Source organism: Mucilaginibacter sp. OK098, assembly GCF_900142915.1.
In the GTDB taxonomy this organism is placed as follows: Bacteria; Bacteroidota; Bacteroidia; order Sphingobacteriales; family Sphingobacteriaceae; genus Mucilaginibacter.
Genome location: NZ_FRCM01000008.1, coordinates 264,294 through 290,569 on the forward strand (window position 1 = coordinate 264,294; position 26,276 = coordinate 290,569).

General features: G+C 38.1%; 29 protein-coding genes. 17 read left to right on the forward strand and 12 right to left on the reverse strand.

The window, feature by feature from the left end; genetic code table 11:
• The first annotated feature begins 62 nt into the window (after positions 1–62).
• Positions 63–779, forward strand: a complete 717-nt coding sequence (locus tag BUE31_RS25450) for a 2-C-methyl-D-erythritol 4-phosphate cytidylyltransferase (protein WP_073406683.1) — start codon at positions 63–65, stop codon at positions 777–779.
• A 64-nt stretch (positions 780–843) separates the two neighbouring features.
• Here BUE31_RS25450 and BUE31_RS30820 read toward each other — a convergent pair whose 3' ends face one another.
• The 3 genes from BUE31_RS30820 to BUE31_RS25460 form a co-directional block, all read right to left on the reverse strand.
• Positions 844–993, reverse strand: a complete 150-nt coding sequence (locus BUE31_RS30820) for a lmo0937 family membrane protein (RefSeq protein ID WP_143167258.1) — start codon at positions 991–993, stop codon at positions 844–846.
• A gap of 110 nt (positions 994–1,103) precedes the next feature.
• Entirely contained in the window at positions 1,104–1,325 is a 222-nt protein-coding gene (locus BUE31_RS25455) for a DUF2795 domain-containing protein (protein WP_002996718.1), read from the reverse strand.
• 189 nt (positions 1,326–1,514) lie between these two features.
• Positions 1,515–2,069, reverse strand: coding sequence for a cob(I)yrinic acid a,c-diamide adenosyltransferase (locus BUE31_RS25460; RefSeq protein WP_073406684.1), 555 nt, complete (start codon positions 2,067–2,069; stop codon positions 1,515–1,517).
• Positions 2,070–2,269: 200 nt separating this feature from the next.
• On the opposite strand from BUE31_RS25460, the gene BUE31_RS25465 reads away from it, so the two are divergent.
• Positions 2,270–3,259, forward strand: a complete 990-nt coding sequence (locus tag BUE31_RS25465; RefSeq protein ID WP_159440745.1) for a chitinase — start codon at positions 2,270–2,272, stop codon at positions 3,257–3,259.
• 100 nt (positions 3,260–3,359) lie between these two features.
• On the opposite strand, the gene BUE31_RS25470 is transcribed toward BUE31_RS25465, so the two are convergent.
• Together BUE31_RS25470 and BUE31_RS25475 are read right to left on the reverse strand one after the other, a co-directional pair.
• Entirely contained in the window at positions 3,360–4,901 is a 1,542-nt protein-coding gene (locus BUE31_RS25470; protein ID WP_073406686.1) for a DUF6770 family protein, read from the reverse strand.
• Positions 4,902–4,926: 25 nt separating this feature from the next.
• The gene (locus tag BUE31_RS25475) at positions 4,927–6,195 is read right to left on the reverse strand and encodes a M48 family metallopeptidase (protein ID WP_073406687.1); all 1,269 of its coding nucleotides are present in this window, start codon (positions 6,193–6,195) and stop codon (positions 4,927–4,929) included.
• Positions 6,196–6,497: 302 nt separating this feature from the next.
• On the opposite strand from BUE31_RS25475, the gene BUE31_RS25480 reads away from it, so the two are divergent.
• Both BUE31_RS25480 and BUE31_RS30825 read left to right on the forward strand, forming a co-directional pair.
• A complete protein-coding gene (locus tag BUE31_RS25480; protein ID WP_073406688.1) occupies positions 6,498–7,115 on the forward strand; it encodes a hypothetical protein in 618 nt (205 codons plus the stop codon).
• A 97-nt stretch (positions 7,116–7,212) separates the two neighbouring features.
• On the forward strand, positions 7,213–7,395 hold the full coding sequence (locus BUE31_RS30825; protein WP_143167259.1) for a hypothetical protein: 183 nt from the start codon (positions 7,213–7,215) through the stop codon (positions 7,393–7,395).
• Positions 7,396–7,500: 105 nt separating this feature from the next.
• Here BUE31_RS30825 and BUE31_RS25485 read toward each other — a convergent pair whose 3' ends face one another.
• From BUE31_RS25485 to BUE31_RS25500, 4 genes are all read right to left on the reverse strand, one after another.
• Positions 7,501–8,265 carry an ABC transporter ATP-binding protein gene (locus BUE31_RS25485; RefSeq protein WP_073406689.1) on the reverse strand — a complete coding sequence of 255 codons (765 nt, stop codon included), beginning with the start codon at positions 8,263–8,265 and terminating at the stop codon, positions 7,501–7,503.
• A 165-nt stretch (positions 8,266–8,430) separates the two neighbouring features.
• Positions 8,431–8,736, reverse strand: coding sequence for an Asp-tRNA(Asn)/Glu-tRNA(Gln) amidotransferase subunit GatC (gene gatC / locus BUE31_RS25490; protein ID WP_073406690.1), 306 nt, complete (start codon positions 8,734–8,736; stop codon positions 8,431–8,433).
• A complete protein-coding gene (locus BUE31_RS25495) occupies positions 8,733–9,464 on the reverse strand; it encodes a lysophospholipid acyltransferase family protein (protein ID WP_073406779.1) in 732 nt (243 codons plus the stop codon). The genes gatC and BUE31_RS25495 overlap by 4 nt, the downstream gene beginning before the upstream one ends.
• Positions 9,465–9,529: 65 nt before the next feature.
• Positions 9,530–10,261, reverse strand: coding sequence for a lysophospholipid acyltransferase family protein (locus tag BUE31_RS25500; protein WP_073406691.1), 732 nt, complete (start codon positions 10,259–10,261; stop codon positions 9,530–9,532).
• Positions 10,262–10,298: 37 nt separating this feature from the next.
• Between BUE31_RS25500 and trpS the strand changes: the two genes are divergently transcribed.
• From trpS to BUE31_RS25545, 9 genes are all read left to right on the forward strand, one after another.
• Positions 10,299–11,294 carry a tryptophan--tRNA ligase gene (trpS, locus tag BUE31_RS25505; protein WP_073406692.1) on the forward strand — a complete coding sequence of 332 codons (996 nt, stop codon included), beginning with the start codon at positions 10,299–10,301 and terminating at the stop codon, positions 11,292–11,294.
• Positions 11,295–11,502: 208 nt separating this feature from the next.
• A complete protein-coding gene (locus tag BUE31_RS25510) occupies positions 11,503–12,117 on the forward strand; it encodes a deoxynucleoside kinase (protein ID WP_073406693.1) in 615 nt (204 codons plus the stop codon).
• 29 nt (positions 12,118–12,146) lie between these two features.
• Positions 12,147–12,797: a hypothetical protein gene (locus BUE31_RS25515; RefSeq protein ID WP_073406694.1), complete on the forward strand. Its 651-nt coding sequence runs from the start codon at positions 12,147–12,149 to the stop codon at positions 12,795–12,797.
• Positions 12,794–13,525 carry a 3-deoxy-manno-octulosonate cytidylyltransferase gene (kdsB, locus tag BUE31_RS25520; protein ID WP_073406695.1) on the forward strand — a complete coding sequence of 244 codons (732 nt, stop codon included), beginning with the start codon at positions 12,794–12,796 and terminating at the stop codon, positions 13,523–13,525. The genes BUE31_RS25515 and kdsB overlap by 4 nt, the downstream gene beginning before the upstream one ends.
• Positions 13,526–13,705: 180 nt before the next feature.
• Positions 13,706–15,316, forward strand: a complete 1,611-nt coding sequence (locus BUE31_RS25525) for a CTP synthase (protein WP_073406696.1) — start codon at positions 13,706–13,708, stop codon at positions 15,314–15,316.
• 21 nt (positions 15,317–15,337) lie between these two features.
• The gene (gene yidC, locus BUE31_RS25530; RefSeq protein WP_073406697.1) at positions 15,338–17,194 is read left to right on the forward strand and encodes a membrane protein insertase YidC; all 1,857 of its coding nucleotides are present in this window, start codon (positions 15,338–15,340) and stop codon (positions 17,192–17,194) included.
• A gap of 190 nt (positions 17,195–17,384) precedes the next feature.
• On the forward strand, positions 17,385–18,752 hold the full coding sequence (locus tag BUE31_RS25535; protein WP_073406698.1) for an exonuclease domain-containing protein: 1,368 nt from the start codon (positions 17,385–17,387) through the stop codon (positions 18,750–18,752).
• A 53-nt stretch (positions 18,753–18,805) separates the two neighbouring features.
• On the forward strand, positions 18,806–19,045 hold the full coding sequence (locus tag BUE31_RS25540; RefSeq protein WP_073406699.1) for a hypothetical protein: 240 nt from the start codon (positions 18,806–18,808) through the stop codon (positions 19,043–19,045).
• On the forward strand, positions 19,035–19,367 hold the full coding sequence (locus BUE31_RS25545; RefSeq protein ID WP_073406700.1) for a type II toxin-antitoxin system RelE/ParE family toxin: 333 nt from the start codon (positions 19,035–19,037) through the stop codon (positions 19,365–19,367). Before BUE31_RS25540 ends, BUE31_RS25545 begins: the two co-directional genes overlap by 11 nt.
• A gap of 31 nt (positions 19,368–19,398) precedes the next feature.
• On the opposite strand, the gene pyrF is transcribed toward BUE31_RS25545, so the two are convergent.
• Complete coding sequence (gene pyrF, locus BUE31_RS25550) at positions 19,399–20,229, reverse strand: orotidine-5'-phosphate decarboxylase (protein WP_073406780.1); 831 nt, start codon at positions 20,227–20,229, stop codon at positions 19,399–19,401.
• A 415-nt stretch (positions 20,230–20,644) separates the two neighbouring features.
• On the opposite strand from pyrF, the gene rho reads away from it, so the two are divergent.
• The 3 genes from rho to purS all read left to right on the forward strand — a co-directional run bounded on the left by rho (position 20,645) and on the right by purS (position 23,395).
• Complete coding sequence (rho, locus tag BUE31_RS25555) at positions 20,645–22,273, forward strand: transcription termination factor Rho (protein ID WP_073406701.1); 1,629 nt, start codon at positions 20,645–20,647, stop codon at positions 22,271–22,273.
• Positions 22,274–22,361: 88 nt separating this feature from the next.
• The gene (gene pssA / locus BUE31_RS25560) at positions 22,362–23,105 is read left to right on the forward strand and encodes a CDP-diacylglycerol--serine O-phosphatidyltransferase (protein ID WP_073406702.1); all 744 of its coding nucleotides are present in this window, start codon (positions 22,362–22,364) and stop codon (positions 23,103–23,105) included.
• 35 nt (positions 23,106–23,140) lie between these two features.
• Positions 23,141–23,395: a phosphoribosylformylglycinamidine synthase subunit PurS gene (gene purS, locus BUE31_RS25565; RefSeq protein ID WP_073406703.1), complete on the forward strand. Its 255-nt coding sequence runs from the start codon at positions 23,141–23,143 to the stop codon at positions 23,393–23,395.
• A 134-nt stretch (positions 23,396–23,529) separates the two neighbouring features.
• On the opposite strand, the gene BUE31_RS25570 is transcribed toward purS, so the two are convergent.
• Complete coding sequence (locus BUE31_RS25570) at positions 23,530–23,907, reverse strand: Hpt domain-containing protein (protein WP_073406704.1); 378 nt, start codon at positions 23,905–23,907, stop codon at positions 23,530–23,532.
• A 23-nt stretch (positions 23,908–23,930) separates the two neighbouring features.
• On the reverse strand, positions 23,931–24,410 hold the full coding sequence (gene folK / locus BUE31_RS25575; protein ID WP_073406705.1) for a 2-amino-4-hydroxy-6-hydroxymethyldihydropteridine diphosphokinase: 480 nt from the start codon (positions 24,408–24,410) through the stop codon (positions 23,931–23,933).
• Between the two features lie 86 nt (positions 24,411–24,496).
• Between folK and sppA the strand changes: the two genes are divergently transcribed.
• Positions 24,497–26,275 carry a signal peptide peptidase SppA gene (gene sppA, locus BUE31_RS25580; protein ID WP_073406706.1) on the forward strand — a complete coding sequence of 593 codons (1,779 nt, stop codon included), beginning with the start codon at positions 24,497–24,499 and terminating at the stop codon, positions 26,273–26,275.
• The last annotated feature ends 1 nt before the right edge of the window (position 26,276 follow it).

The following is a 26,276-nucleotide window of genomic DNA, read 5'->3' on the forward strand; positions in this document are numbered from 1 at the left end:
TAAATTTAAAGGGGCTTTTTCATTTTTGCTTATTTAAGATTGATTTATAGCTTTGACTAACGATGGCTTCAGAAAATCCCAAATCTCAAATCTCAAATCTCAAATCTTACGCTATTATTGTTGCCGGAGGTTCCGGAGCCCGCATGCAATCTGCTGTTCCAAAACAGTTTTTATTGTTATGCGGCAGGCCGGTTTTAATGCATACCATTGAAGCTTTCCATCTCTCAGCTGTTAAACCTGCAATAATTATAGTACTTCCTGCTGAATATCACGCTTACTGGGAACAGTTATGCATAACACATAACTTTAAAATACTACATCAATTAGTAACGGGGGGCCAAACACGTTTCCATTCAGTAAAAAACGGGCTCGATATGATTGATGATGTTGATGATGCGCTTATAGCGGTACATGATGCCGTAAGGCCTTTAACCAGCGGCCAAATTATAGAAAAGTCATACCAATATACCATTGAATATGGAAATGCCGTTACAGCCGTTAAAAGCCGCGATTCCGTAAGATTAATGGAAGGCGTTGTTTCTAAAAGTTTAACCCGTGATGATGTTTACCTGGTGCAAACCCCTCAAACGTTCCAATCGGCACAAATAAAAAAGGCTTATCAACAGGTTTACAGCGAAAAATTTACTGATGATGCCAGCGTTGTTGAAGAAACAGGTGTAAAAATTAACCTGATAGATGGAAGCCATCAGAATATAAAGATCACCTTTCCGGAAGATCTTGCTATTGCGGAGATGATTTTGAAGAAGGTTCATAGTTGATAGTTCATGGTAGAAAATACTTATCCGGCTATGAACCATGAACTATCAACTATGAACCAAAAAACTATGCCCTTCTGATAATTCCTAAAAGCAAAGCAATTACAGCGATTACTAAAAGAACGTGAATAAGGCCACCGCCAACCGGGTAAACGAAAAACCCAAAGATCCATCCTATTACCAGGATAACTGCGATTAAATAAAGTAAGCTTCTCATGTTTGTAAAGTTTTAGTTGATAATATTTACACATTAACCAAAACCATTCCAAAAAGGGGCGAGAACAAAAAAACCCTGCTTAGCAAGGTTTTTTGTTGATTACAAGTACTTTAGTATTCGTCTTCGTTAAAAAAGAAGTCATCTTTTGTAGGGTAATCAGGCCATATCTCTTCAATATTTTCGTAAGGCTCACCATCATCCTCCAACGCCTGTAAGTTTTCAATAACCTCAACAGGTGCTCCGGAACGGATAGCATAGTCAATCAATTCATCTTTTGTTGCAGGCCATGGTGCATCTTCTAAGTGCGATGCCAGTTCAAGTGTCCAATACATATTCTCTTATTTATTTTTATTCGGTAAATTTAATTTTTCGCAAAAGTATAATATTTTTTATTTGATTATCAATATTTTTTCTCATTTAATCGCGGTTCATGGTTAATGGTTCATAGTTCATAGTAAAAATGGCAATTAAATGGTTCAGATGCAGCTGCTATGAACTATCAACTATGAACTGTCAACTAATCAACTGCCTATCCGCGGGATCCATTGATTTTCGGGGATCTTATTTTCATTTCCAATTTTCCTGGCTAAGGTAAACAGATAATCGCTTAACCTGTTTAAATAAATATTCACTTTTTCGTCCACTGTACTTTCTTCGGCCAGGTGCACAGTAATTCTTTCCGCCCTGCGGCAAACGCAACGTGCTATGTGGCAATAAGATATTGTACTGCTTCCACCCGGCAAAATAAAATGACGCAGTTCCGGCAATTGTTCATTCATAGCATCCATTTCCTGTTCAAGCAATTCAATGTCAGCAAGGTGAAGATCAGGTATTACCATCCGTGATTTTTCAGGATCAGCAGCCAGTGACGATCCGATAGTAAACAGCCTGTCTTGTATTTGTTTCAAGATCTCTTTATCATGCGGCGTAATATCCTGGTCGCTTATCAGCCCAATGTATGAATTAAGTTCGTCAACAGTTCCATAACTTTCAATCCTGATATGGTGCTTAGCTACCCGCGTACCGCCAATTAACGATGTAAGGCCTTTATCGCCTGTTTTTGTATAGATCTTCATTTTGATTTCGGAGTTCGGCTGTTCGATTTCGAATTTAGGGTTTTGATTTGGAATGTTGCTGTTTTAAACGTAAAACTTTACAAAAGTTCTATAATAGAAACACTACCGGGAATTAAACGTTATATAAATTATATCATCAAATTTGATGTTGATTTTTGAATATCTCCATTTTGATTATAATCTTTGAAAAACAAATCATCGTGAAAAAACCCCTGATCATCATACCCTTCTTTTTAATAGCTATAATAACATTATCAAGCCTTAAATGTGGCAATACAACTGATAAAGCTTCAACAAATAACAATCAGCCCCATAAAACGGCTATAACAAGTTTTTTAAGCGAATCGCAATTTAATGCTTTATTCCCTCAGCGCAATAAGTTCTATACCTATGCAGCATTTGTAAAGGCCTTAAAAGAAATCAGTTTGGTTTCAGTTAAAATAACCAGGCGCGGCGTTTCAATCTATCAATTTATCCGTACAGATAAAAGTACCGGCAAAGCAGACGTTATCCGCCAGGATGAGGACTGGAACGAGGGCTGGGCCAAAAAGAAGCCAGATAGCAGCTATATAATTGACTACGGAAATTTTTGCGTCGAAAAAGATCTGCAAACCAACAAAAAAGAGCTGGCCGCCTTTTTTGCAAATATTGCTCACGAAACCCGTCATGGTGAAAATGGTAAATATAATGATGGCTTAATGTTTATACATGAAAGCAATACATCGTTACCTTATATAGCTGATAATGACACCTACCCTGCTGCACCAGGTAAAAAATACTATGGCCGCGGTCCATTACAGTTAAGCTACAATGGCAATTATGGTTATGCTTCCGATTGTATTTTTGGCGATAAAAAGATCCTGCTGAACAATCCCGACCTGGTTGAAACCGATCCTGTAGTTGCTTTTAAAACGGCTATTTATTTTTGGATGACCCCGCAAACCGCCAAACCATCGGCACATGATGTTATGATAGGCAAATGGCAGCCTAATGCCGCCGATAAAGCTGCAAACCGCACACCCGGCTTTGGTATGACCATTAATATTATAAACGGCGAGGTTGAGTGTAATAAAGGTGAAAACATGTTCAGCATGAATGACAGGATTGGCTTTTACCAATACTTTTTAAAGATCTTTAGCATTACTGATGCAAATTGTGCCTGCTCATGCGGGAGGATGAAAGCGTATTAGCAAAAATACTCCTGGTAACACAAGGCTGCCAGGAGTATCTTTTTAAAAATTACGAATATTGAAATATTAAACCGTTAAAGGCAACTACAAATATTTGTAATTAATTATTCAGCTTGATCATATCCATGGTTAGCTTCTTATCTTTCTTAAAGTAGTTTACCTGCAGTACATGATTAGTTTTGGCCCTAAGTAAACGCGAAAAGGTTGCTTTTTCATTTTTAACAGGGATCTTATCAATAGTTAGCTTACCATTATTGTACTTTATTTGTCCGAAATTTTTAGTTTTTTTGGCGTCGGCATCAAGTCTGTCATAATCAACAAAACTAAAAGTAATGTTAGCATTATCTTCACTTTTTAAAGTGTACATATAATCCATCCAGCCCAATGCATTTGCAACGGTACCTAAAAGATAAGGGGATAAAAGGCCCAGGTAAGAAGGAAATAAAGGAGTGGTGCCCTTAGCTTTAGGTATTTCCTTGGCTTGTAATATATTTCCATCCAAATCATATTCCAAGACCAACATATTTTCTAATTGTAATTTTACAGGACCACTCTCACTGGAACCTAATAATGACATTGCTATCCCACCGGCATCCACAGCCTTTTTAAATTTTTCGGCTATTACCAGGTTTGAGTTTCTATTGGTTCTAACAACATCATGTATATATAGATAATACCCATCTTTTAGCTTATGGTCTTCAATCGGTAAATATTTACCTAATGTTTCCTCAAAAGTTTTAAAATTACTTTTCAAAAGCTTTCCGGTTTTATCAAATTCTAAAAAGGCCATGCCGTCCGGGGCCTTGGTAAATGTTTTTGTAGTTTTATAATTCAATCCTATAACTATAACTTTTCCGTCTTCAAAAATAGCATTAATGGGCACCACATGGTTATCATCAAACTCTGTTGACACATCAAATAACTGATCTCCGGTTTTTGTGTTGTTTGCTAATATCGTATGCTGCGTTTTAGCATTGTACATTCCTTTTTCAACACGGGCTACGGCTGTTAAAATCATTTCATCATTCCCGTTTAAAAATGTCGGTATCATAAATTTCGACTTACCTTCCGGCTGGTATGTTTGCTGCCATGTTTTTTGAGAATTTCCATTAGCATAGCTTACAATAAAAGCATCATTAGGGTCATTAAAAGTATAATCAACAAAGCCATTATTGTTTACAATGTTTATATCGGGATTAACCATTTGCCGATAAATATGATATTTAGAATTACTGTTGGGCTTATAATTAATTTTCAAAATGTTTGATGCTACTTCCTTAGCTTCCTGGTCGTAAACCTTTAATTCGAATGTCCGGTTTTTATCGTCATAAAATTTAAAGCAAAAGTTATTTCCATCGTAACCGCTGCCTACCAATTCCCAATCTTTGGGCCCTGTAATTTCTTTTGTACCCAGGTCATTTAAATTTTCATCCAATAAATTTAGCTTGTAAATGACGTTTTTTTTATCTGCCTTGTCAAATTCATAAAAGCTGAAGTAGCCTTTTACAACATTGTTTTTGGTAATGGCTCCAATGTTACGGACAGTCACATTTTTCACCTCATTAAAGGCTTTTGTAGCGTTTTGTGTAAATCCCTTTAAACTTAAAAGGGCGAAAAAAATAATTAGTAGTTTAAATTTCATAATGGATTAGGGAGTTGGACTTTTGTTAGTTTTTAGAAATTGTGATTAAAAGTTTATTATTTTGATAATAGGTGTTTGTAATGTCATTCAAATTTTCCAGGCTTATGCTATCAAGCAATTTAAGCAGCACGGCATATTCATCATTATCGTTATTTGAAACATACTGACTATTAACCACTTCGTGCAGGTTATGAGCTTTATAATGTTTACCTAAAGATAGCATTGTACTATAGGTTGCTGTTTTTATATAGGCATTTGATGAAAAAATGCTATTATTTTGAATAAGCTGGTATAAATACAGGCCCAGGTTATCCATATCTTTTGAGCATTCAGCCTCATCAAAAAGGGCTACTTTTTTTACCTGTGCTAATTTTTGTTTATTCCCAACCCAAAAGTCGTTGCCTGGTTTAGGCTTATGGTTAAAAAAGAATTCCATAGCAATTTTTCTTTTTGCACAATCAGGATGAGTTTTTAAAGAATCCGTTATTTCTTTTTTTCCTGCCGCCCCGAAACTCATTTTCTTTTCATGCTTTAGCCAGTTTTCATCCAACCCTATTCTCTCCCGCTCAAAAAAAGCATGTATCGTACAGGTAGTTGCTTTGATTTCAGCTGAATCTAAAAGGTTAAAAATTCCGGGTACTGTTTTAGCGCCATAGCTTGTATTACAAAACAAAAGCATACCTAAAGAATCTGCAGCATTTTCCTGGGAGCGGCCATGCTTTCTGCGGTCAAAAACATCGCTTACCAGCAGATTTTCCAATTGCTTTTTAGTATTATATTGTTGTTTTTCTATATGCTTAACCTGTGCCAAAAACTCAGGAGAATTATATTTTTCTAACTGCCTTACCAGTGCGGTGTTTACATGCTTAAGCAAAACATGCCCTAGTTCATGACAAAAAACCATTGCTAACTGGCTTTCATTTTCCATAAGCCCAATCAAACCTAAGTTGCATACAACGGTGCCATCTTCATAACTGTAAGCATTAACGTTTGAGGTACGATCTACAAAAAAGTGAAACCTGTTTTTATCCAATGAATTTTTCTCAAGGATATGATTGAATATTGAAGTTAAATATGGATAGGCTACGGTATCAAACAAAAAACCTTTTTCATTTAACCTTTTTATTAATTCTGTATTTTTTTCATTAATAAATTCTCGATAAGGTTTTTGTATTTTTTTGTTTAAAAGCGCTGTATTTTCTTCGTTGGTCTTTTGCAAAAAACCTGTATATGCATCAATATTTTTATACGCATAATTGTTATTTTGTGCTGACGTATTAAGCCTAAAGCTCAATAGCAATAAAAGGGAAAGAAGGATGTGAAAACAGTTAGGATATTTTGTTAGCATAAGCAATGAAGAACTTATGAATATGTGTATTCTTCATTTGCTAACAAAAATATCTTATTCTTTAAACTTTGCAATAGTTTTAATATTTAAAATTCAATAACCTTTAAATCTCTTCTGATTGATTTGTCGATAGGTGGTAAACTAATAGTGCTGAATGATAATTAAATACCTTTGAAATTCAACGGGTAAATTTTATACTTGTAATAGCGAACAATAGCGACCGGGTTTTAACATTAAACTATAACATATTGAACTACCCCTTTGATACCACCGGACTCTGCTCCGAAGAAATTGACAGGTTTCATGATGCCTACCAGGCCCTCAGAGCAAAATTCCATATAGAATTTACCGGTGAGATTGATTTCCACCTGGAACAATTTGAAGTATTTAAGCACTCTCTTGATGTTAAGGTAAGGGACTCCTATGTAATAAAACATCAAAATAATGATAGCTACGTGCTTTTTGTAGAAAATCAGTTAAGAAATTTGGGCAAAGGCCACATCAGCGGAACTTGCGAGTACCAAACCTGGGCGTTAGCTTATTTAAAGCACGATTTTGGCCGCATATTAATAAGGCGGGAGACCCTTGCCGATAAAATAATTGAGCTGATCCATCCCGTTGAACTTGATTTTGCAGAAGATAAAGCCTTTAGCGATACATTTTATGTATTGATTAATGACCATGAAAAAGCTATTACGGGGATAAATCGCAATTTTCGCAATGTAGTGATGGATGTTCGGGATGATGATTTTGTAATAGAGATAGTGGAGCATACCCTTATTATTGGCAACCACAAACCCGTGTCGCCTGAAAAAGCTATCTATATGGCCGAATTTGTAGCAAGGCTGTGCTCAACCTGCGATTAGCTTTATTAAAATAATTAAAAAATCAGATTATATATTTCTGATATGTTTTATTATTTTAGAACCCGAACCTTACGCTTAATAAAACCCATACCAAACAATGAAAAAATTAACCAGAGAACAACTAAGAAATGTTACAGGCGGTTTACAGGACCCGCCGACAGGATGCTTTTGTTTTACTCCTGAAGAGGGACCCGGAGGTGGATTAGATCCGATTTCTTGTTCCCTTGGCCTTAATCCCGAACTGTATTGCCCTGCCAGCCAGCTTTTAGGATGCTGCTAAGGTAAACCAACACAAGCTTTGTCAGCCTTTAAAAAGTTGACAAAGCTAAATTACTTCGGCAGAATGGTATTAAGATTGGTGTACAACCAGTGGGCTAAATAAATTCTATTTAACGTTGCCTTCTTTGGCAGGCACTTCAACAAATTCTTTTAACACCGGGCTATTTCTGTCAACCTTTTGGATATTGGGATTGGCATAATCGTTTTCTACCAATCCATCACGCATCCGTACAATGCGGTGCGCATGCAGGGCAATATCTTCTTCGTGTGTTACCAGTATAATAGTATTGCCCCTGGCGTGGATATCTTCAACCAGTCCCATTATTTCAATTGATGTTTTGGTATCAAGATTACCGGTAGGCTCATCGGCTAATATAATTGATGGGTTATTGATTAGCGCACGAGCTACGGCTACACGCTGACGCTGGCCGCCTGATAGCTCATTGGGCTTATGATCCATACGATTACCTAAACCTACATTCTCTAAACTCTTCTTTGCGCGGGCCTGCCTGTTTTCTTTATTAATACCGGCATAAACCAGCGGAAGGGCCACATTATCTAAGGCAGTATTACGTGGCAGCAGATTAAACGTTTGAAATACAAAACCTATCTCTGTATTTCTAACTTCGGCCAGCTCATTATCTGTCATGTGACTTACGTCAATGCCATTTAAAATATACTCGCCTTTGGTAGGGGTGTCAAGGCATCCAAGAATATTCATCAGCGTTGATTTGCCCGAACCTGAAGGCCCCATCAATGCAACAAATTCTCCCTTTTTAATAGTCAGCGTAACAGATTTCAGGGCATGAATTATTTCAGTGCCAATAACATATTTACGTCCGATATCTTTAAGGGTGATAAGTGGTTCCATACTTTTTTTTGATTTGACTGTAGTGGGGTATGTTTTGTTACAGGTAGAAGTCAGAAAAGTCGGAAAGTCCGGAAGTCCGAAAGATTATTTGATCATCTTATTACTCAACATTTAATTTTTCGTCTTTCGGACTTCCGGACTTTACTGACTTTCGGTCTTCCCTTCTTACTGACTCTCAGACTTCAAATCTATCACCTTAGCCACTAAAAAATAATCATCGTCATGTTTAGGAGCATTTTGTAAAGCTTCCTGGTGGGTTACCTGCTGCTTAACTATATCCTCTCTTAAAACATTTACTTCATTGGTCATATAAACAAGCGGTTCAATGCCCGAAGTATCAATTTCATTAAGCTTAGCCATAAAATCAAGGATCTTGCTCATATCCTTTATCATTTCCTGCTTTTCGTCGCCACTAAGCTCCAAACGGGCAAGGTGTGCTATTTTATCAACTGTTTCCTGGTCGATGGTCATGCTGTTTGCAATTTTTGTTTAATAATTTCGTGAACCTCATCCCGCAGTGTATCGGCGTCATCTATAGTTAAATGGGCCGTTTCAATAGGTTTGTGTACAAATATATCACAAATGCCCGGCCTGCTGCCATATTTACTCCCTGTATCCCATAAAACTTTCCAGGTATTAGGTGCTGATATGGGGATGATAGGTACTTTTAATTCAATAGCCAAACGGAACGCTCCATTTTTAAATGGGTATAAAGTTGGCGGATAATCATCAGGAATAGTTGCTTCGGGGAAAATAACTACACTCACCCCGTTATTTATTCTTTCGGCTGCGGTTTTAAAAGCCCGGAATGATGACATTTTACTATCCCTGTTCACCGTAATATCTATCGTTCTGAAAAAGAAACCAAGCACCATATTACTCAATAATTCTTCTTTACCAATAAAACAATGATTATTTTTCACAGCCAGGTTAATAGCCGATACATCAAGGTTTGAGGTATGATTGCCACAAATAATATAGGTGCGTTTCCAATCGACCGGCGCTTCATAATCAATATTAAAAAATATGCCCGAAATAAGGGTGCTGCAAAAAATGATGAACCGCCTGAAACCGTTTATATGCTTATACCGCGATTGTCTGCGCGATAGAAAATATAAAACAGGCCAAACCAATAAAAAAAAGAAAGCTACACTATACCTGTAAAAATGGGTGTGGATCCTTTTTAAGATGAGTTTCATGGTCATCAAAAATATAAAAAAGTTGAATATTTAGAGATTAGAGGCCAGAGATTGGAGATTAGTTTTTAAACCCGGCTAATGCGCTTATAAATGATATCATAGATTTCGTCTTTTAATTTATCCACATCATCTTCAGTCAGATGTGCTGTTTCGATAGGTTTATGAACATGAAACTTACATATGCCGGGGCGTGTGCCATATTTTGTTCCATCGTCCCAAAATTTTTTCCAGGTGTTTGAAGAAGATACCGGGATAATAGGAATTTTATGATCAATGGCCAGCTTAAACGGGCCGTTTTTAAACTCATGCAGGGTCGGCGGGTAATCATCACTTATTTTCCCTTCGGGAAAAATAATAAGTGTAATGCCTTCCTGAAGTTTTTCAGCAGCTTTTTTAAAAGCTCTGAATGATGACATTTTACTATCCCGGTTAACCGGGATATCAACCGAACGAAAAAACAACCCGGTTACCAGTCCATCCTTTAATTCTTCCTTGCCCATGAAACTGCAATTACTGTTTACCAGTACGCACATTGCCGAAATATCAAGGTTTGAAGTATGATTGGGGCAAACAATATAGGTTTTGCTCCAATCTATAGGTTGTTCATAATCAAAACGATAAAAAAAGCCGGCAAGCGCCGAACTGAAAATTGCCCAGATGCGCCTGAAACGGTTCATATTTCGGTAACGGCTTGATTTACGAGAAAAATAATAGAATAAAGGCCAGAATAAAAAGTAAGATAAAGCTACACTTAACACATAAATATATACGTGTACTTTCTTTATGATCAATTTCATCGCCATCAAAAATATAAAAATTACTTACTTTCGCGCCATGGAAACTGTTGTTAGTGGTATTCGTTCAACCGGGAACTTACACTTAGGAAATTATTACGGGGCAATACAAAATTTTGTAAAAATGCAGCATGAATATAACTGCTATTTTTTTATTGCCGATTTGCATTCGTTAACTACGCACCCCACCCCTGCCGATCTGCATGGGAATGTAAAGCAGGTGCTGGTTGAATATTTAGCCGCAGGTATTGATCCTGAAAGAGCTACCATTTATATCCAATCTGATGTACCGGAAACCTCTGAATTATATCTTTATTTAAACATGAACGCCTATTTGGGCGAACTGGAACGCGCAACATCATTTAAGGATAAGGTACGTGCTAATCCCGATAATGTAAACGCCGGATTATTGACTTACCCGGTGTTAATGGCTGCCGATATTATTCTCCACAAGGCAACAAAAGTACCTGTTGGTAAAGACCAGGAACAACACCTGGAAATGTCACGTACGTTTGCTAACCGTTTTAACAGGCTTTATAATAAAGATTATTTCCCCGAGCCTTATGCTTTCAACTTTAGTGATAACCTGGTAAAAATCCCGGGACTTGACGGTAAAGGAAAAATGGGTAAGTCAGAAGGTGAAGGAAATGCGGTTTACCTTTCAGATTCGCCGGAAATTATTCGCAAAAAAGTTATGCGGGCAGTTACTGACGGCGGCCCCACAGCTGATAACCAGGAAAAACCTGTAGAGATCCAAAACCTGTTCGATATTATAAAAGTTGTTTCGTCTGCCGATACTTATGAGCATTTTGATAACCTCTATAATACCTGTCAGATCCGCTATGGCGACCTTAAAAAACAGCTTGCCGAAGATATAATTATTGCCACAGCCCCTATCCGCGAGAAGATCAATGATATATCACAGGATGCATCATACCTGCGCCAGGTTGCGCGCCATGGAGCTATAAAAGCACGTGAAAGCGCATCAAAAACCATTAAGGAAGTAAGAGAAATCATAGGCTTTAAGAACTTTTGAGTTGGCTGATAGTTAATGGTTCATAGTTCATGGCTAGAAAAAAAGCAATTCATTGTTGATAGTTCATGGTGCATGCTGTATATTAGTCGGAGTTTCATTTCAGCACAAATAGCAAATGCATATTAAAATTGAGCTTAAAACCATTAACTATCATCTGTTAACCACGAGCTTTCTGCTATGAACTATGAACCATTAACCATGAACTAACATGCACATTGCTATTGTAGGAAACATAGGCGCCGGTAAAACTACCCTTACCGAATTACTGGCAAAAAATTACGGCTGGGATCCGTTGTATGAAGCGGCTGATAACAACCCATACCTGGAAGATTTTTACAGCGACATGAAACGCTGGAGCTTTAATCTGCAGATCTACTTTTTAAATACCCGTTACCGCCAGATCATTGATATTCAGAAAAACGATCATAATATTATCCAGGATCGTACCATTTATGAAGATGCTTATATTTTTGCAGAAAACCTGCATGATATGGGTTTGATGACCACCCGCGATTATGAAAATTATGCGGCTATATTTGATAACATTACTGAGTTTATAAAGCCACCCGATCTGCTTATTTATCTGAAAGCATCCGTACCTACCCTGGTTAACAACATCCAGCGCCGTGGCCGGGAGTATGAATCAGGTATCCGTCTTGATTATTTATCAAAATTGAACGACAAGTATGATAAATGGATAAAGGGTTACAAACTGGGCAAACTACTTATAATTGATAAAGACAACATTGATTTCGCCAACAATACCGAAGATTTAGCAACTATTGTTCAATTGGTGGAGAGGGAGTTGAACGGGTTGTTTTAGATTTGAGAATCGGGATTATTAATTCAATTATGAAAAAATATCATCTCGTCTTAGTAACTCTCTTCCTTCTGATCGAATGTGAATCAGCACCGGCTATCTTCAAACAACAAAATAACTGGCAGCAACTGAATTTAGGGCCGTTTAAAATTTCTGTTCCACAAAATTGGAAATATGAAGATCCCGGAGAACAGGAAGATTCATTTGTTGGACAAATCACTGGACCGCAATTACAATTATCCTTTGATTATAGTGGAATGGGCTATGCTAATCATTTGCTAAAAACAGAAAAAGAGTACCTGGATAGTCGCGGGTGGTGGGATCATCGTCTCACTTTTCCTTATTGGGGAACTGAAACAAAAGTTCATCTTCCGGATCAGTTACAAAAAACTAAATTCCCAAAAGCTAATTACATTGCTGATCTAACTTATAAGGGAAAGACCGTGTATCTACCTATTGAAATTCCAGCTTTCATCAAAGAGAACAACATCCAGGTAGACAGTGATAAAATGTATGTTACAAAAACTATTTGGTCAAAAACTCCGGGAAAAGGCATGACTGGTATTTATATTCATAGCAGATCATCGAGTTTGAATTTTCAAATGAGTGGATCTAATCTGTCAGCAGAAAATCAAAAATTAGCATTATTGGCTTTTAAAACAATTCATCTTAAAAACAAATGAAAATCCTTGGCATCATCCCCGCCCGCTTCGCTTCAACCCGTTTTCCGGGCAAGCCATTAGTGGATATTGCCGGTAAAAGCATGATTCAGAGGGTTTATGAGCAGGCTAAAAAATGTATTCATTTAACAGAAGTTATTGTTGCTACTGACGACACCCGCATTTATGACCATGTATTAAGCTTTGGCGGCGTAGCCATAATGACCTCCGCCGATCATCAAAGCGGTACCGACCGCTGTGCCGAAGTAGCCCTGCAGCACCCGCAATATAATGTAATCATCAATATTCAGGGTGATGAACCTTATATCGACCCGGAACAGATCAGCAAAGTAGCTTCCTGTTTTAACAATGCCGATACACAGCTTGCTACTTTGGTTAAGAAGATCCAGAATGAGCAGGAGTTGTTTAATGTAAATTCGCCAAAGGTGGTTATCAATAAACTATCCGAGGCTGTTTACTTTTCCCGCTCACCGCTCCCCCACATCCGCGGACAGGAGCAGCAAAACTGGCTAAGCCATTTCACCTACTTTAAACATATTGGGATCTACGGTTATCGTGCTGATGTTTTGCAGGAGGTAACTAAGCTCCCGGTATCATCCCTCGAAAAAGCCGAAAGCCTTGAACAATTGCGCTGGATTGAAAATGGCTACCGCATTAAAGTGGCGGAAACTGAACTGGAAACTTATGCGATTGATACGCCTGAGGATTTGGCTAATTTGAAGATGAGTTGATTTGATGATTTGAAAATTCGTTTTGCAAGCATTTGATTTCCACTTTCAAATTTCCAAATCATAAAATTTTCAAATCAATTCTACAACTTCATCCACTATCCCCAATAATTTTCTTACTTTTGTATCCCGTACACAAACAATTTGTTCCGGCCCAAAATCCGGGCCAAACACACACAAATCATGACTAAATATATCTTTGTTACGGGTGGCGTTACCTCATCGTTGGGGAAAGGAATTATCTCTGCTTCTTTAGCCAAACTTCTTCAATCACGCGGTTACCGTGTAACTATTCAAAAATTTGACCCTTATATTAATATCGACCCCGGAACATTAAACCCTTATGAACACGGGGAATGCTATGTTACGGAAGACGGAGCCGAAACTGATCTTGACCTTGGTCATTATGAGCGTTTTTTAAATACCCCAACATCAAAAGCTAACAACATTACTACAGGCCGTATTTATCAAAACGTAATAAATATGGAACGCGAAGGTAAATTTTTGGGTAAAACCGTACAGGTTGTACCACACATTACCGACGAAATAAAAAGAAACTTCCGCATCCTGGGCGAAAGCGGCGATTATGATATCGTAATAACTGAATTAGGCGGTACTGTTGGTGATATTGAATCATTACCATACATTGAGGCTGTACGCCAGTTCAGGTGGGAAGTTGGTTCAGGTAATTCACTGGTGATCCATTTAACGCTAATCCCTTTTCTTGCTGCCGCAGGCGAGTTGAAGACCAAACCTACCCAGCACTCTGTAAAAATGTTGCTTGAATACGGAATCCAGCCTGATATATTGGTTTGCCGTACCGAACATCATTTAAATACCGACATCCGCAAAAAAATAGCATTATTCTGTAATGTTAATATAAACGCTGTAATAGAATCAATTGATGCCCCATCAATTTATGATGTGCCATTGCTGATGCTTAAAGAACAGCTTGACAAAACTGTGCTTACCAAATTAAAGCTACCTCATAAAATTGAACCGGAACTGGTAAACTGGAAAGATTTTTTAGGCCGTTTAAAAAACCCGACATCAGAGGTAAAAATAGGTTTGGTGGGTAAATATGTTGAATTGCCTGATGCTTATAAATCTATAGTTGAGTCGTTTATCCATGCAGGTGCTAAAAATGAATGCAAGGTAAAAGTTGAATACATCCCATCAGAACAATTAACACCCGGGAATGCCGTTGATAAGCTAAAAGGGTTACACGGTGTATTGGTTGCCCCTGGTTTTGGAGAGCGTGGTTTTGAAGGCAAGATTGAGGCTATCCGTTACGTACGTGAAAATAATATTCCGTTTTTCGGGATTTGTCTTGGCATGCAATGTGCCGTTGTTGAATTTGGCCGTAATGTTTTAGGGTTAAAAGATGCCAGCAGTACTGAAATGAATCCTGAAACTCCATACCCTGTAATAAATATGATGGAGGAGCAAAAGAAAGTTGTTAATAAAGGGGGTACCATGCGCCTTGGAGCTTATGCCTGCGATTTGAAAAAAGGCAGCAAAGCCGAGAAGTTTTATGGTAAAACACGTATCAGCGAGCGCCACAGGCATCGTTATGAGTTTAATAATGAGTATTTAAAGGATTATGAAAATGCCGGTTTAGCACCATCTGGCTTTAACCCTGAAAACGACCTGGTTGAAATAGTTGAGCTTAAAAATCACCCGTTTTTTGTTGGCGCGCAATTTCATCCCGAATTAAAATCAACAGTTGCAAATCCGCACCCACTTTTTATTAACTTTGTCGCCGCTTCAATGGCGTATGCACGTAAGCAATAGATATTTGTACGATACTTAGAAATGGATAAAAATACGTTTACAGGATTATTCCTGATCATGATCATAATGGGTGCTTCATTTTTCTTTATGAAGCCATCAGAAGCTGACCTTAAAAAAGAAAGAATCCAGGCACATGCTGATTCTGTTAAAAAAGGCCAGATCAAATCACCTGCAATTACTACTGCAAAATATGTTGATACATCAAAAGCAAAAGTAGCAGCAGTAAATAAAACGGTTGATTCCGCACTTTTAAAAAGCCCTTTTGGCGCAACAACAATTGGCAGCGAAAAATTTGTTACGCTCGAAAATAAAGACATCCGCGTAAAACTTAGCACACAAGGCGGCAAAGTATATTCGGTTGAATTAAAAGAGTTTAAAACCTTCGACAAAAAACCACTCGTTTTATTCGATGGTCCAAAAAATCACTTCGGTTTAACCTTTAGCGCAGGCAATAGCAGCATAAATACTGATAAGCTTTATTTTACACCAACTACCGGCGATCTGCAGGTTGCTGAAAAAGACTCTGGTAGTGTTACCATGCGTTTAAGCTATAGCCCTACGCAATATATTGATTACGTATACTCGCTAAAAGGCACAGGCTATAAACTTGGTTTAACAGTAAAATCAACCGGGTTAGACCAGGTAATTGCTAACAGCAATACAATTAATATTAACTGGGCATCAGGCGCCCGCAAACAGGAAAAAGATATTGAGCAGGAACGCAGGTATTCAACTGTATCCTATAACAATACCGATAACGAAAATGATAACCTGAGCGAAACAAAAGATGATCAGAAAGAGATCAGCGATAAAAAGATCCAGTGGGTATCATTCAAGGCGCATTTTTTCTCAAGCGGATTGATTGCTAAACAAGGCTTTAATAAATCAAACCTGGCTGTAAACACTGATGTTACGGATACAACTAACGTTAAGCAAATGAGTGCCAACCTTGTGCTGGCTAAAAGTGCTGATGGAACGTTCCCTGTAGAATTTTATTTTGGCCCTAACCGGTTTTCAACTTTAAAAGACCAGGGATATGGTTTGGAAAAACAAATTGACCTTGGCTGGGGTCCGTTAAAATACATTAACCGTTTTGCAGTATTACCGGTATTTAACGTGCTGAAAAAGTTTAACTGGAACTATGGCTTAATCATATTAGCCTTAACCATCGTACTTAAGCTGGTTTTATCACCGCTTACTTACAAATCATACCTTTCAATGGCCAAAATGCGGGTTTTAAAGCCCGAGATGGATGAAATTAAAGCAAAAGTTGGCGAGGATAATCCTACACTATTACAGCAGGAATATTTAAAACTTTACAAAAAAGCCGGTGTAAATCCATTAGGCGGATGCTTGCCATTGCTGATCCAGATGCCTATTGTAATTGCCTTTTTCCGCTTTTTCCCAAGCTTATTTGAATTGCGCGGACAAAGCTTTTTATGGATGCATGATTTGTCGACGTACGATTCAATGATCACATTTCATGCTAATATTCCATTTATTGGTAACCACATAAGCCTGATGTGTTTGTTGATGACTATATCAACTCTTATCTATACTTATTTTAATAACCAGATCTCGGGTGCTACAGGGCAAATGAAATATATTGGCTACATCACTCCTATTATGTTCATTGGCTTTTTGAACAGCTACCCGGCAGGTTTAAATTATTATTACTTTTTGGCCAACATGATGACCTTCTTACAGCAATACATTATTCGTTTAATGGTTGATGATAAAAAGATCCATGCACAGATCCAGGAAAATAAAAATAAACCGGTTGATCCTAAAAAGAAAACCGGCGGCTTCCAGGCCCGGATGGAAGAAATGATGCGCCAAAAACAACAGGCCACCATTGCTCCTACAAAGAAGAAGTAAATTAGTTCATGGTTGATGGTTCATAGATCATAGCCAAAATATTTTCATAAAAAGGCCGGAATCATGACATAAGATTTCGGCCTTTTTCGTGTTATCTATATAACGGTTTTACCCTTTTTACCATGAACCATTAACTATTAACAATAAATTTAACTAAATTTATTAGCAAAAACTTATTACATTTACATCCATGTATGCAATTGTTGATATTGAAACTACGGGTGGGCATGCCAGTGCAAATGGTATTACCGAGATAGCTATTTGCATACATAACGGTAAAAAAGTTATTGAACGTTATTCAACTTTGGTTAATCCGCGCAGGGATATTCCTATTTATATAAGTGCATTAACCGGCATAACCAATGAAATGGTGGAGAATGCCCCGCCATTTGAAGACGTAGCACATGATGTTTATCACCTGCTTAACAATAAGATCTTTGTAGCGCATAATGTAAATTTCGATCATTCCTTTGTACGCTATCACTTAGCTGCAGCAGGTTATGACCTTCAATGCAATAAATTATGCACTGTAAGGCTTGGCCGTAAAATAATACCTGGCCTTCCCTCCTACAGCCTTGGTAAGCTATGCCGCCATTTAGGTATTGAGAATGAAAGCAGGCACCGCGCGGCCGGTGATGCCGAGGCTACAGCGCAATTATTCTCTTTGCTATTGCAAAGCGATAAAAGCAACCATATTCCGCAGGCATTAAAGCAAACCTCAAAAGAACAGCGGCTTCCTGCCAATTTACCAAAGCAGGATGTAGAAGCCCTGCCACAATCGCCCGGCGTATATTACTTTCATGATCAGAAAGGAAAAGTTATTTATGTTGGCAAGGCAAAAAATCTAAAAAAAAGAGTTTGCAGTCATTTTACAGGTAATAACCCTGGCCCGCAGCGACAGGAGTTTTTACGTAATATTTTCAATATAACTTTCCAGCAGTGCGGTACCGAACTGGTTGCCTTTGTAATGGAAGCCGTAGAAATAAAACGTTTATGGCCAAAATATAATCGTTCGTTAAAACGGTTTGAACATGCCTATAGCTTATATGCTTTTGAAGACCAGCGCGGCTACATGCGTTTAGCCATAGATAAACACCGTAAAATGACGGGCGCCATTTACAGCTGCAATACCCTGTTTGAGGGTCGCAGCATATTAATGAAGTTGATCGATGCCTTCGGGCTTTGCCCCAAATTGTGCTTTATCCAAAATAACAATTCGGAATGCAGCGGCCCAAATACCGGTAATTGTGCCTGTGAAGGCCATGAATTTGTAACAGATTACAACCAAAGAGTAAGTTTAGCTATTAATGAGTTAAACAAAGCGCTGCCTACATTTGCAATCCGCGATGCCGGGCGAACCGATGATGAGCACAGCTGCCTTTTAATTGAAAAAGGCAAGTTTTACGGAATGGGTTATATTTCTCATTATTTTAATGCGGATACACTTGATCAGCTAAAAAACCACCTTACACCCTACCCGGGGAATGATTATATCAGGAATATGGTGGATAGTTATGCAATAAGATACCCAGATAGGAAGATGGTGTTTGCGGGGTGAGAGAAATATATTTTCAAATTAAATATTAAAAGAATGTTTGTAACTTTGATATTATGACTACGCTTACAGTGAATATCGATAACAAGAAATCTGAAAAGGCAGTTAAAGCTGTTTTAGATGCTTTAGGCTTAAGTTACAATGTAGAACCTACTCCTGTTGATGTGCAGCGTCCACTAAATAAAGCCGAACAACGAGTTTATAACAACATGAAGCGATCTCTGGAGCAAATTAAATTACATCAGGAAGGCAAAATCGAATTGCCTGACGCAAGAGTATTGCTCAATGATCTATAGGGTTAAAACTACTCTGGATTTCGACAAAGAATTCAAAAGGATATCCAAAAAACATAAAGGAATTAAATCTGATCTTGCTAAGTTGATTGATGACTTAGAAGTGAATCCAACGAAGGGTACAGATCTAGGTCAAAATATATATAAGATCAGGATGTCAATTTCCGGAACCAATAAGGGTAAATCCGGTAGTGCCCGAGTTATTACTTGCGTTGTTGTGGTAAAAGAAATTGTATATCTTTCTGAAATATATTTAAAAAATGAATACGATACTGTTGATGCAGATATTGTTATCCAACGTTTGAAAGATAGCGGATTAATCTGAAGAATACGAATCACCGCCAAGACACTGTATATCAAATCACCCCCGCTTTCTCCAACTCCACCTGCATCTCCTGCTGAATTTTCAATGCTTCTGCTCTTGCGGCTTCGGCAAAGTCTTCGCCATTTGAGGCATAAATTATGGAGCGCGATGCGTTGACTATCAATCCGCAATCTTTATTCATTCCATAGTGGCAAACCTCGGCAAGGTTACCGCCCTGCGCACCTACTCCCGGTACCAGTAAAAAGTTATCAGGTGCAAATTTGCGGATGTTGGTAAACTCGGTGCTTTTAGTGGCGCCCACAACGTACATTATCCGGTCGGCATTAGCCCAGGTATTGGCTTTTTGGATCACGGCTTCGTATAATAAGCCGTGCTCCGTTGTTAAATATTGAAAATCCTTGCTGCCTGCTGACGAGGTAAGCGCCAGGATGATCACCCATTTATCTTTATATTCAAGGTATGGCGATACAGCATCATGCCCCATATATGGTGATAAAGTTATCGCATCAAAGCTCATGCCCGCGGCCGATTCATCAAAAAAAGCTTTGGCATACATGCCTGACGTATTGCCCATATCGCCGCGCTTGGCATCAATTATATTCAGACATTCTTTTGGCAGGTATTTCCAGGTTGCTATCAGGCTTTGTAAGCCGCTTACGCCATGCTTTTCATAAAACGCGGCATTAGGTTTGTATGATACGCATAGATCATGAGTTGCATCGATTATCCTTTTGTTAAACTCAAATATCGGGTCGGGATATTCTTTTAAAAACGCCGGGATCTTCTCAACGTCAGTATCAAGCCCTACGCATAAAAATGTTTTTTTTTGTTTGATCTGGTTAATCAGGTACTGGCGGGATATCATGTGCGGTGTTTTATTTTTTTTTGAATGCCCAAAAAAACTAAAATTTAGTTGAAGTGTTAGCCCAATGAAGGATATTTTTTTAAATAGTTTGATAATTTAAATTAATTGAGTAGAATTGCAGTGTTTTCCGTTGAATTTTTCTTGCACTAAAGAAACAATTTAAAACTCCACGTTATTTTATTAATTATTTACATGGGTTTAGATGTTGCATAACTAAGTTGCATAATAAATTTATTTCATATTAAAACATCTCCATTTATATAAATATAAATAGAATTTGCTAAAATACATTTACAGTTAGCTAACGGTACATAGCTTATAATCAAGTAAAAACACCGCGACTCCTTAGTACTATTGAAAATAATTACGACTACAAAAAATATTAAAATCCCTTTGATCTATAATTCATAATATGTTTGATACAAACGAATTGAACGACAAACTCGTTTCTGAGTTACGCGAAATTGCCAAAAACTTAGGTATTGCCGAAGCTGATGAACTTAGAAAAGCTGCGCTTATCACAAAAATTGTGGAACAGGAGCAGCTGATTGAAGCAGCCCGCGCACAGCAGGATACTGTTAACAGCAATTACGCTGCAGTTGAAGCACCTGCACCAGCAGCAGAAGCTGCCGAAAAAACACGAAAAAGAATCCGCACTATAAAAAATAGTAATACACCGCGCGTTGAGGTGCCGTTGGATGATACCAACCTTTTTGATATGCCCGATGACGAAGCCGTTGTTGATGAATCAGAAAATGCTGAGCAGCCCGTAGCAGAAGAAACAAGCGCCGAACAACCAGCAGAAAACGAAGGCGAAGCAAAAAACGAAGAGATGGTAACTGAAGGCCGTCCTCAAAAATTTGAGCGCCGGGTTAACAACCAAACCAGCCAGCAAAAAAGCCAGGAACCTGCTATAAACCTTGATTTTGATAACGTTATTGTAAACGAAGGCGTACTTGAAATTATGCCCGATGGTTATGGTTTTTTGCGTTCATCAGATTATAACTATTTAACATCGCCTGATGATATTTACGTATCACAATCACAGATAAAACTATTTGGCCTTAAAACAGGCGATACTGTACGCGGAAGCATCAGGCCTCCGAAAGAAGGCGAAAAATATTTCCCTTTAGTACGTGTGGAAGCCATTAATGGCCGGATCCCTGCAGAAGTACGCGACCGTGTTCCTTTTGATCACTTGACCCCGTTATTTCCTTCAGAAAAATTAAGCCTGTTTACTGATGCCGGTAACTATTCTACCCGTATTATGGATTTGTTTTCGCCAATTGGTAAAGGACAACGTGGTTTAATTGTGGCGCAACCTAAAACAGGTAAAACCATGCTGTTAAAGGATGTGGCCAACGCTATTGCCAAAAACCATCCGGAGGTTTACCTTATTATATTACTGATTGACGAACGCCCGGAAGAAGTAACAGACATGGCCCGGAGCGTACGCGCCGAAGTTGTATCATCAACATTTGATGAGCCTGCTGAACGCCACGTTAAAATTGCTAACATTGTTTTGGAAAAAGCAAAACGTATGGTTGAATGTGGTCATGATGTGGTTATATTATTAGACTCTATTACACGCCTTGCCCGTGCTTATAATACGGTTGCTCCTGCATCAGGTAAAATATTATCAGGTGGTGTTGATGCAAATGCATTACACAAGCCTAAACGCTTTTTTGGAGCGGCTCGTAATATTGAGGATGGCGGTTCATTAACCATTATCGCTACTGCATTAACAGAAACCGGATCGAAAATGGACGAGGTTATTTTTGAAGAGTTTAAAGGTACCGGTAACATGGAGCTGCAATTGGATCGTAAGTTATCTAACAAACGCATCTTCCCTGCTATCGATATTACTGCTTCAAGTACCCGCCGTGATGATTTACTGCTTGACCGCGAAACATTACAACGGATCTGGATTTTACGTAATCACCTGGCAGACATGAACTCACAAGAATCGATGGAATTTTTACAGGGCCAGATTAAAGGCACAAGAACCAACGAAGAGTTTTTGATTTCTATGAATTCGTAATAAATTAATTTTTATGAAGTTATATTAGCAGAAAGTTAACAGATAACTTCCTGTTTATTTAATAAAATCTTGATACCTTCATAGCGGAATGAAGAATCGTGTAAAAAAACACTTACCAAATGCTATTACCTGTGCAAACCTGTTTAGTGGTTGCATAGGTATAGTTTTAGCATTTAAAGGTGAACTTATAGCTGCCTCTTATGCAATTTTTCTGTCGGCTATTTTTGACTTTTTTGACGGGCTTGCATCACGGGTACTTAAATCATTTTCAGGCATAGGTAAAGACCTTGATTCACTGGCTGATATGGTAAGCTTTGGCGTATTGCCGGCCGTAATAATGTACCAAATATTGCTACAAGCCCGACAGATTGATAACATAAGTCCATATTTAAATTTCATAGCATTCCTGATCCCCGTATTTTCGGCGTTAAGACTTGCTAAATTTAACGTGGATACCCGCCAGGCTGAACATTTTATAGGGTTGCCTACACCGGCAAATGCAATTCTTATCGCTTCTTTCCCGCTAATTCTCGATCATCATAACAGGTACTTTACCCCATCCCTTCAAAATCCATATGTATTATCAGTGCTGATAATTATAATGTGTTCATTATTAGTGATAGAAGTGCCAATGATGTCGTTAAAATTTAAAAACCGCGATTTCAACAAAAATATTTTCCGCTATTTATTATTACTATTTTCGGCAATACTGATACTATTTTTTAAATTTGCAGCGGTTCCGGTAGTTATAGTATTTTATATCATTCTATCGTTTATCCAATTCAAATTTTCAAATGAAGATATCCTGGGCAGGGCACAAAAAGAAGGCTAAATGCTAAGGATATACTCCTATTTAAACAAATACTAATGAAAAAATTCCAGGCTGAAATTGACGTAATGCCAAAAAAAGAAATACTTGACCCACAGGGTAAAGCAGTAACAGGGAGCATGAAAAACCTGGGTTTAGCAGAAATTCAAAACGTTCGCATCGGCAAGCATATTACTTTAGAAATTGATGCTGAAAGTGAAGAAATTGCACATATTAAGGTTGATACCGCCTGCAAAAATTTGTTGGCCAATTTAATTATGGAAAGCTATAGCTTTAGTGTAAAGGCTATTTAAAGAGATTAGTTAATTAGAGGTTAGAGATTAGAGATTAGTTTTAAAACCTAAAAAAGGAATTATCAAGGCATAGAAGAAGTAAGCGCAACAGCTTTTTTCTTACTAATCTCTAATCTCCAGCCTCTAATCTCTATTTACAACCCCGCTGCCCTATCTGCCCTAATTTTTACAAGTCTGTCTAAATTAGGCGTAATAATACTGCGTACCTCGTTAAATTTCGAAACCAGTAACTTCTCGTCGGAGGCACCTTCTTTGGCCATTATTTCAACTTCCTGTATAGTTGCCTGGCTTATAGGCATCCCAAAAAAACCAAGATTAGGCTTTAATTTATGTGCTGCCGAAGCCGCAAGTACCCAGTCTTTATTATCTATAGCAGTAGTAATAGTTTGTAATAACTCAGGGGTTTGCTGCAGAAACATATCGATTGATTCTACGATAAACTCATCACTGCCATCAGCAATCTCAAATAAAAAAGAAAGATCGAGGTCATGTTCGGGAAAAATATGTGACATATAGCGGTTTATATTCTTCAAATTTATAATTTTTTCACAATCAAGCTATCTTTAAGTTCATTTTTGATGAGCAAAATTGATTTATTTATAGCAGGGTGCACTAAATCGGGCGCAATTTCGGCAAGAGGCTCCAACGTAAACCTCCTTTTATGCAGTTCAGGGTGCGGAACATGTAATCCTTCTTCGTTAATAATTTCCGCTCCGTAAAATAATATATCAATATCTATGGTGCGCGAGCCCCATTTTTCTTCACGTCTCCTTCCTAATATAAGCTCAATAGCCAATATTTTTCGGAGAACCTCCCGGGCAGAAATATCTGTTTCTATAACTACAACCTGGTTTAAATAATCAGGCGCATCTGTTTTACCCCATGATTGGGTTTCATATATTGATGAGGCTTTTATAACCGGCGCAATACGCAGCTCAATAAGCTTAATAGCCTCTTGCATAAAGTGCTGCCGGTTGCCCAAATTACTACCAAGTAGTAAAAAAACATTATTCATGTTGTAACAAATATTATAGACAACGCTCTTAACATTATGTGCATTGAATTACTAAGTTTGCATAGATAAAAGATTTATAACATTTAATGAAACAATTTTTCAAATTTGTCTTCGCCAGCATGCTGGGTTTTATTTTAGCAAGTGTTGTAGTGATAATTGCTATTATCGTATTTATTGCAGGTATAGTTGATGCGGGCAATGACAAATCGATCGTGGTTGATGCTAATTCAGTGCTTCAATTAAAATTGAATTATCCAATTACTGAGCGCACGCCTAACAATCCATTGTCAGGACTGAGCTTTTTAGGCATTGACGGGGAAAAATCTATTGGTCTTAATGACATATTGGCCAATATTAAAAAAGCAAAAACCGACTCAAACATTAAGGGCATCTTTCTTGATGAAAGCATCTTATCTGCTGGTGAGGCAACTACCGAAGAGATCCGCAATGCATTGATCGACTTCAAAAAATCGGGTAAATTCATCATTGCCTATTCAGAAATTTATACACAGGGCTTTTATTACCTGGCATCGGTTGCTGATAAGGTATATATTAATCCAAAAGGCATTTTTGATTTTAAGGGCTTCAGCTCTCAGATCACCTTTTTAAAGGGAGCCCTGGATAAATTGGGCATCGAAGCACAAATAATAAAGGTTGGTACTTATAAAAGCGCAGTTGAACCTTACTTTTTAACTAAAATGAGCGATGCAAACCGCTTACAGGTTAACTCCTACCTGGGCTCGTTATATGATCATTTCTTAACCGGCATCAGCGAAAGCCGCAAGATCAATAAAGATTCACTATTTAGTATTGCCAATGGACTAAAGGTGCGCCTACCAGAAGATGCACTTAAATACAAGCTGGTTGATGGCTTAAAATACAAGGATGAAATTTTAGACGAGCTTAAAAAGCGTACGGGTGTTGATGCCAAAGACGATTTAAAAAGTGTTGAACTGAGCGATTATGGCTCAAGCGAAACCTCAACTGATAATAAAAAGGAAACTTCAAAAAATAAAATAGCTATTGTATATGCGTCGGGCGATATTGTTGGTGGTGAAGGTGATGATAATAGTATAGGCTCTGAAAGAATTTCAAAGGCATTGCGAAAAGTAAGGCTGGACAATAAGATAAAGGCCGTTGTTTTCAGGATCAATTCGCCCGGTGGCAGCTCACTTGCCAGTGATGTAATATGGCGCGAGGTAATGCTCACCAAAAAAGTTAAACCTATTATTGTATCCATGGGCGACCTCGCTGCATCAGGCGGTTATTATATTGCATGTGCTGCTGACTCAATTATTGCCGAGCCTAATACCATAACCGGCTCTATAGGCATTTTTGCAGTATTACCTAACATGCAAAAGTTTTTTAACGATAAGTTGGGGATAACTTTTGATGGCGTAAAAACCGGAAAATATGCCGATTTAGGCGATGTTTCCCGGCCTTTAACACCTGAAGAAAAAGCTATTCTGCAAAACCAGGTGAACCAGGGCTATGATTCATTTACTAAAGCTGTAGCTGCAGGCCGGAACAAAACACAGGCATATGTCAATAGCATTGGCCAGGGCCGGGTTTGGACAGGCACACAAGCCGTAAAAATTGGATTGGTTGATCGCTTAGGAAATATTAATGATGCCATTGCATCTGCTGCTAAGAAAGCAAACATTAAAAAATACAACCTGGTAGCCTATCCCGAGCAGAAAAGTTTTTTAAACAAGTTTGGCCTCGGCATGAATGCTGAAATAAAGGCACACATTATGAAGGCGGAACTGGGCGAAAACTTCAAGTACTACCAACAAATAAAAGGAGTTACCCAACTGATGCGCACCCCACAGGCACGTATGCCTTATGATATAGCGATTAATTAGT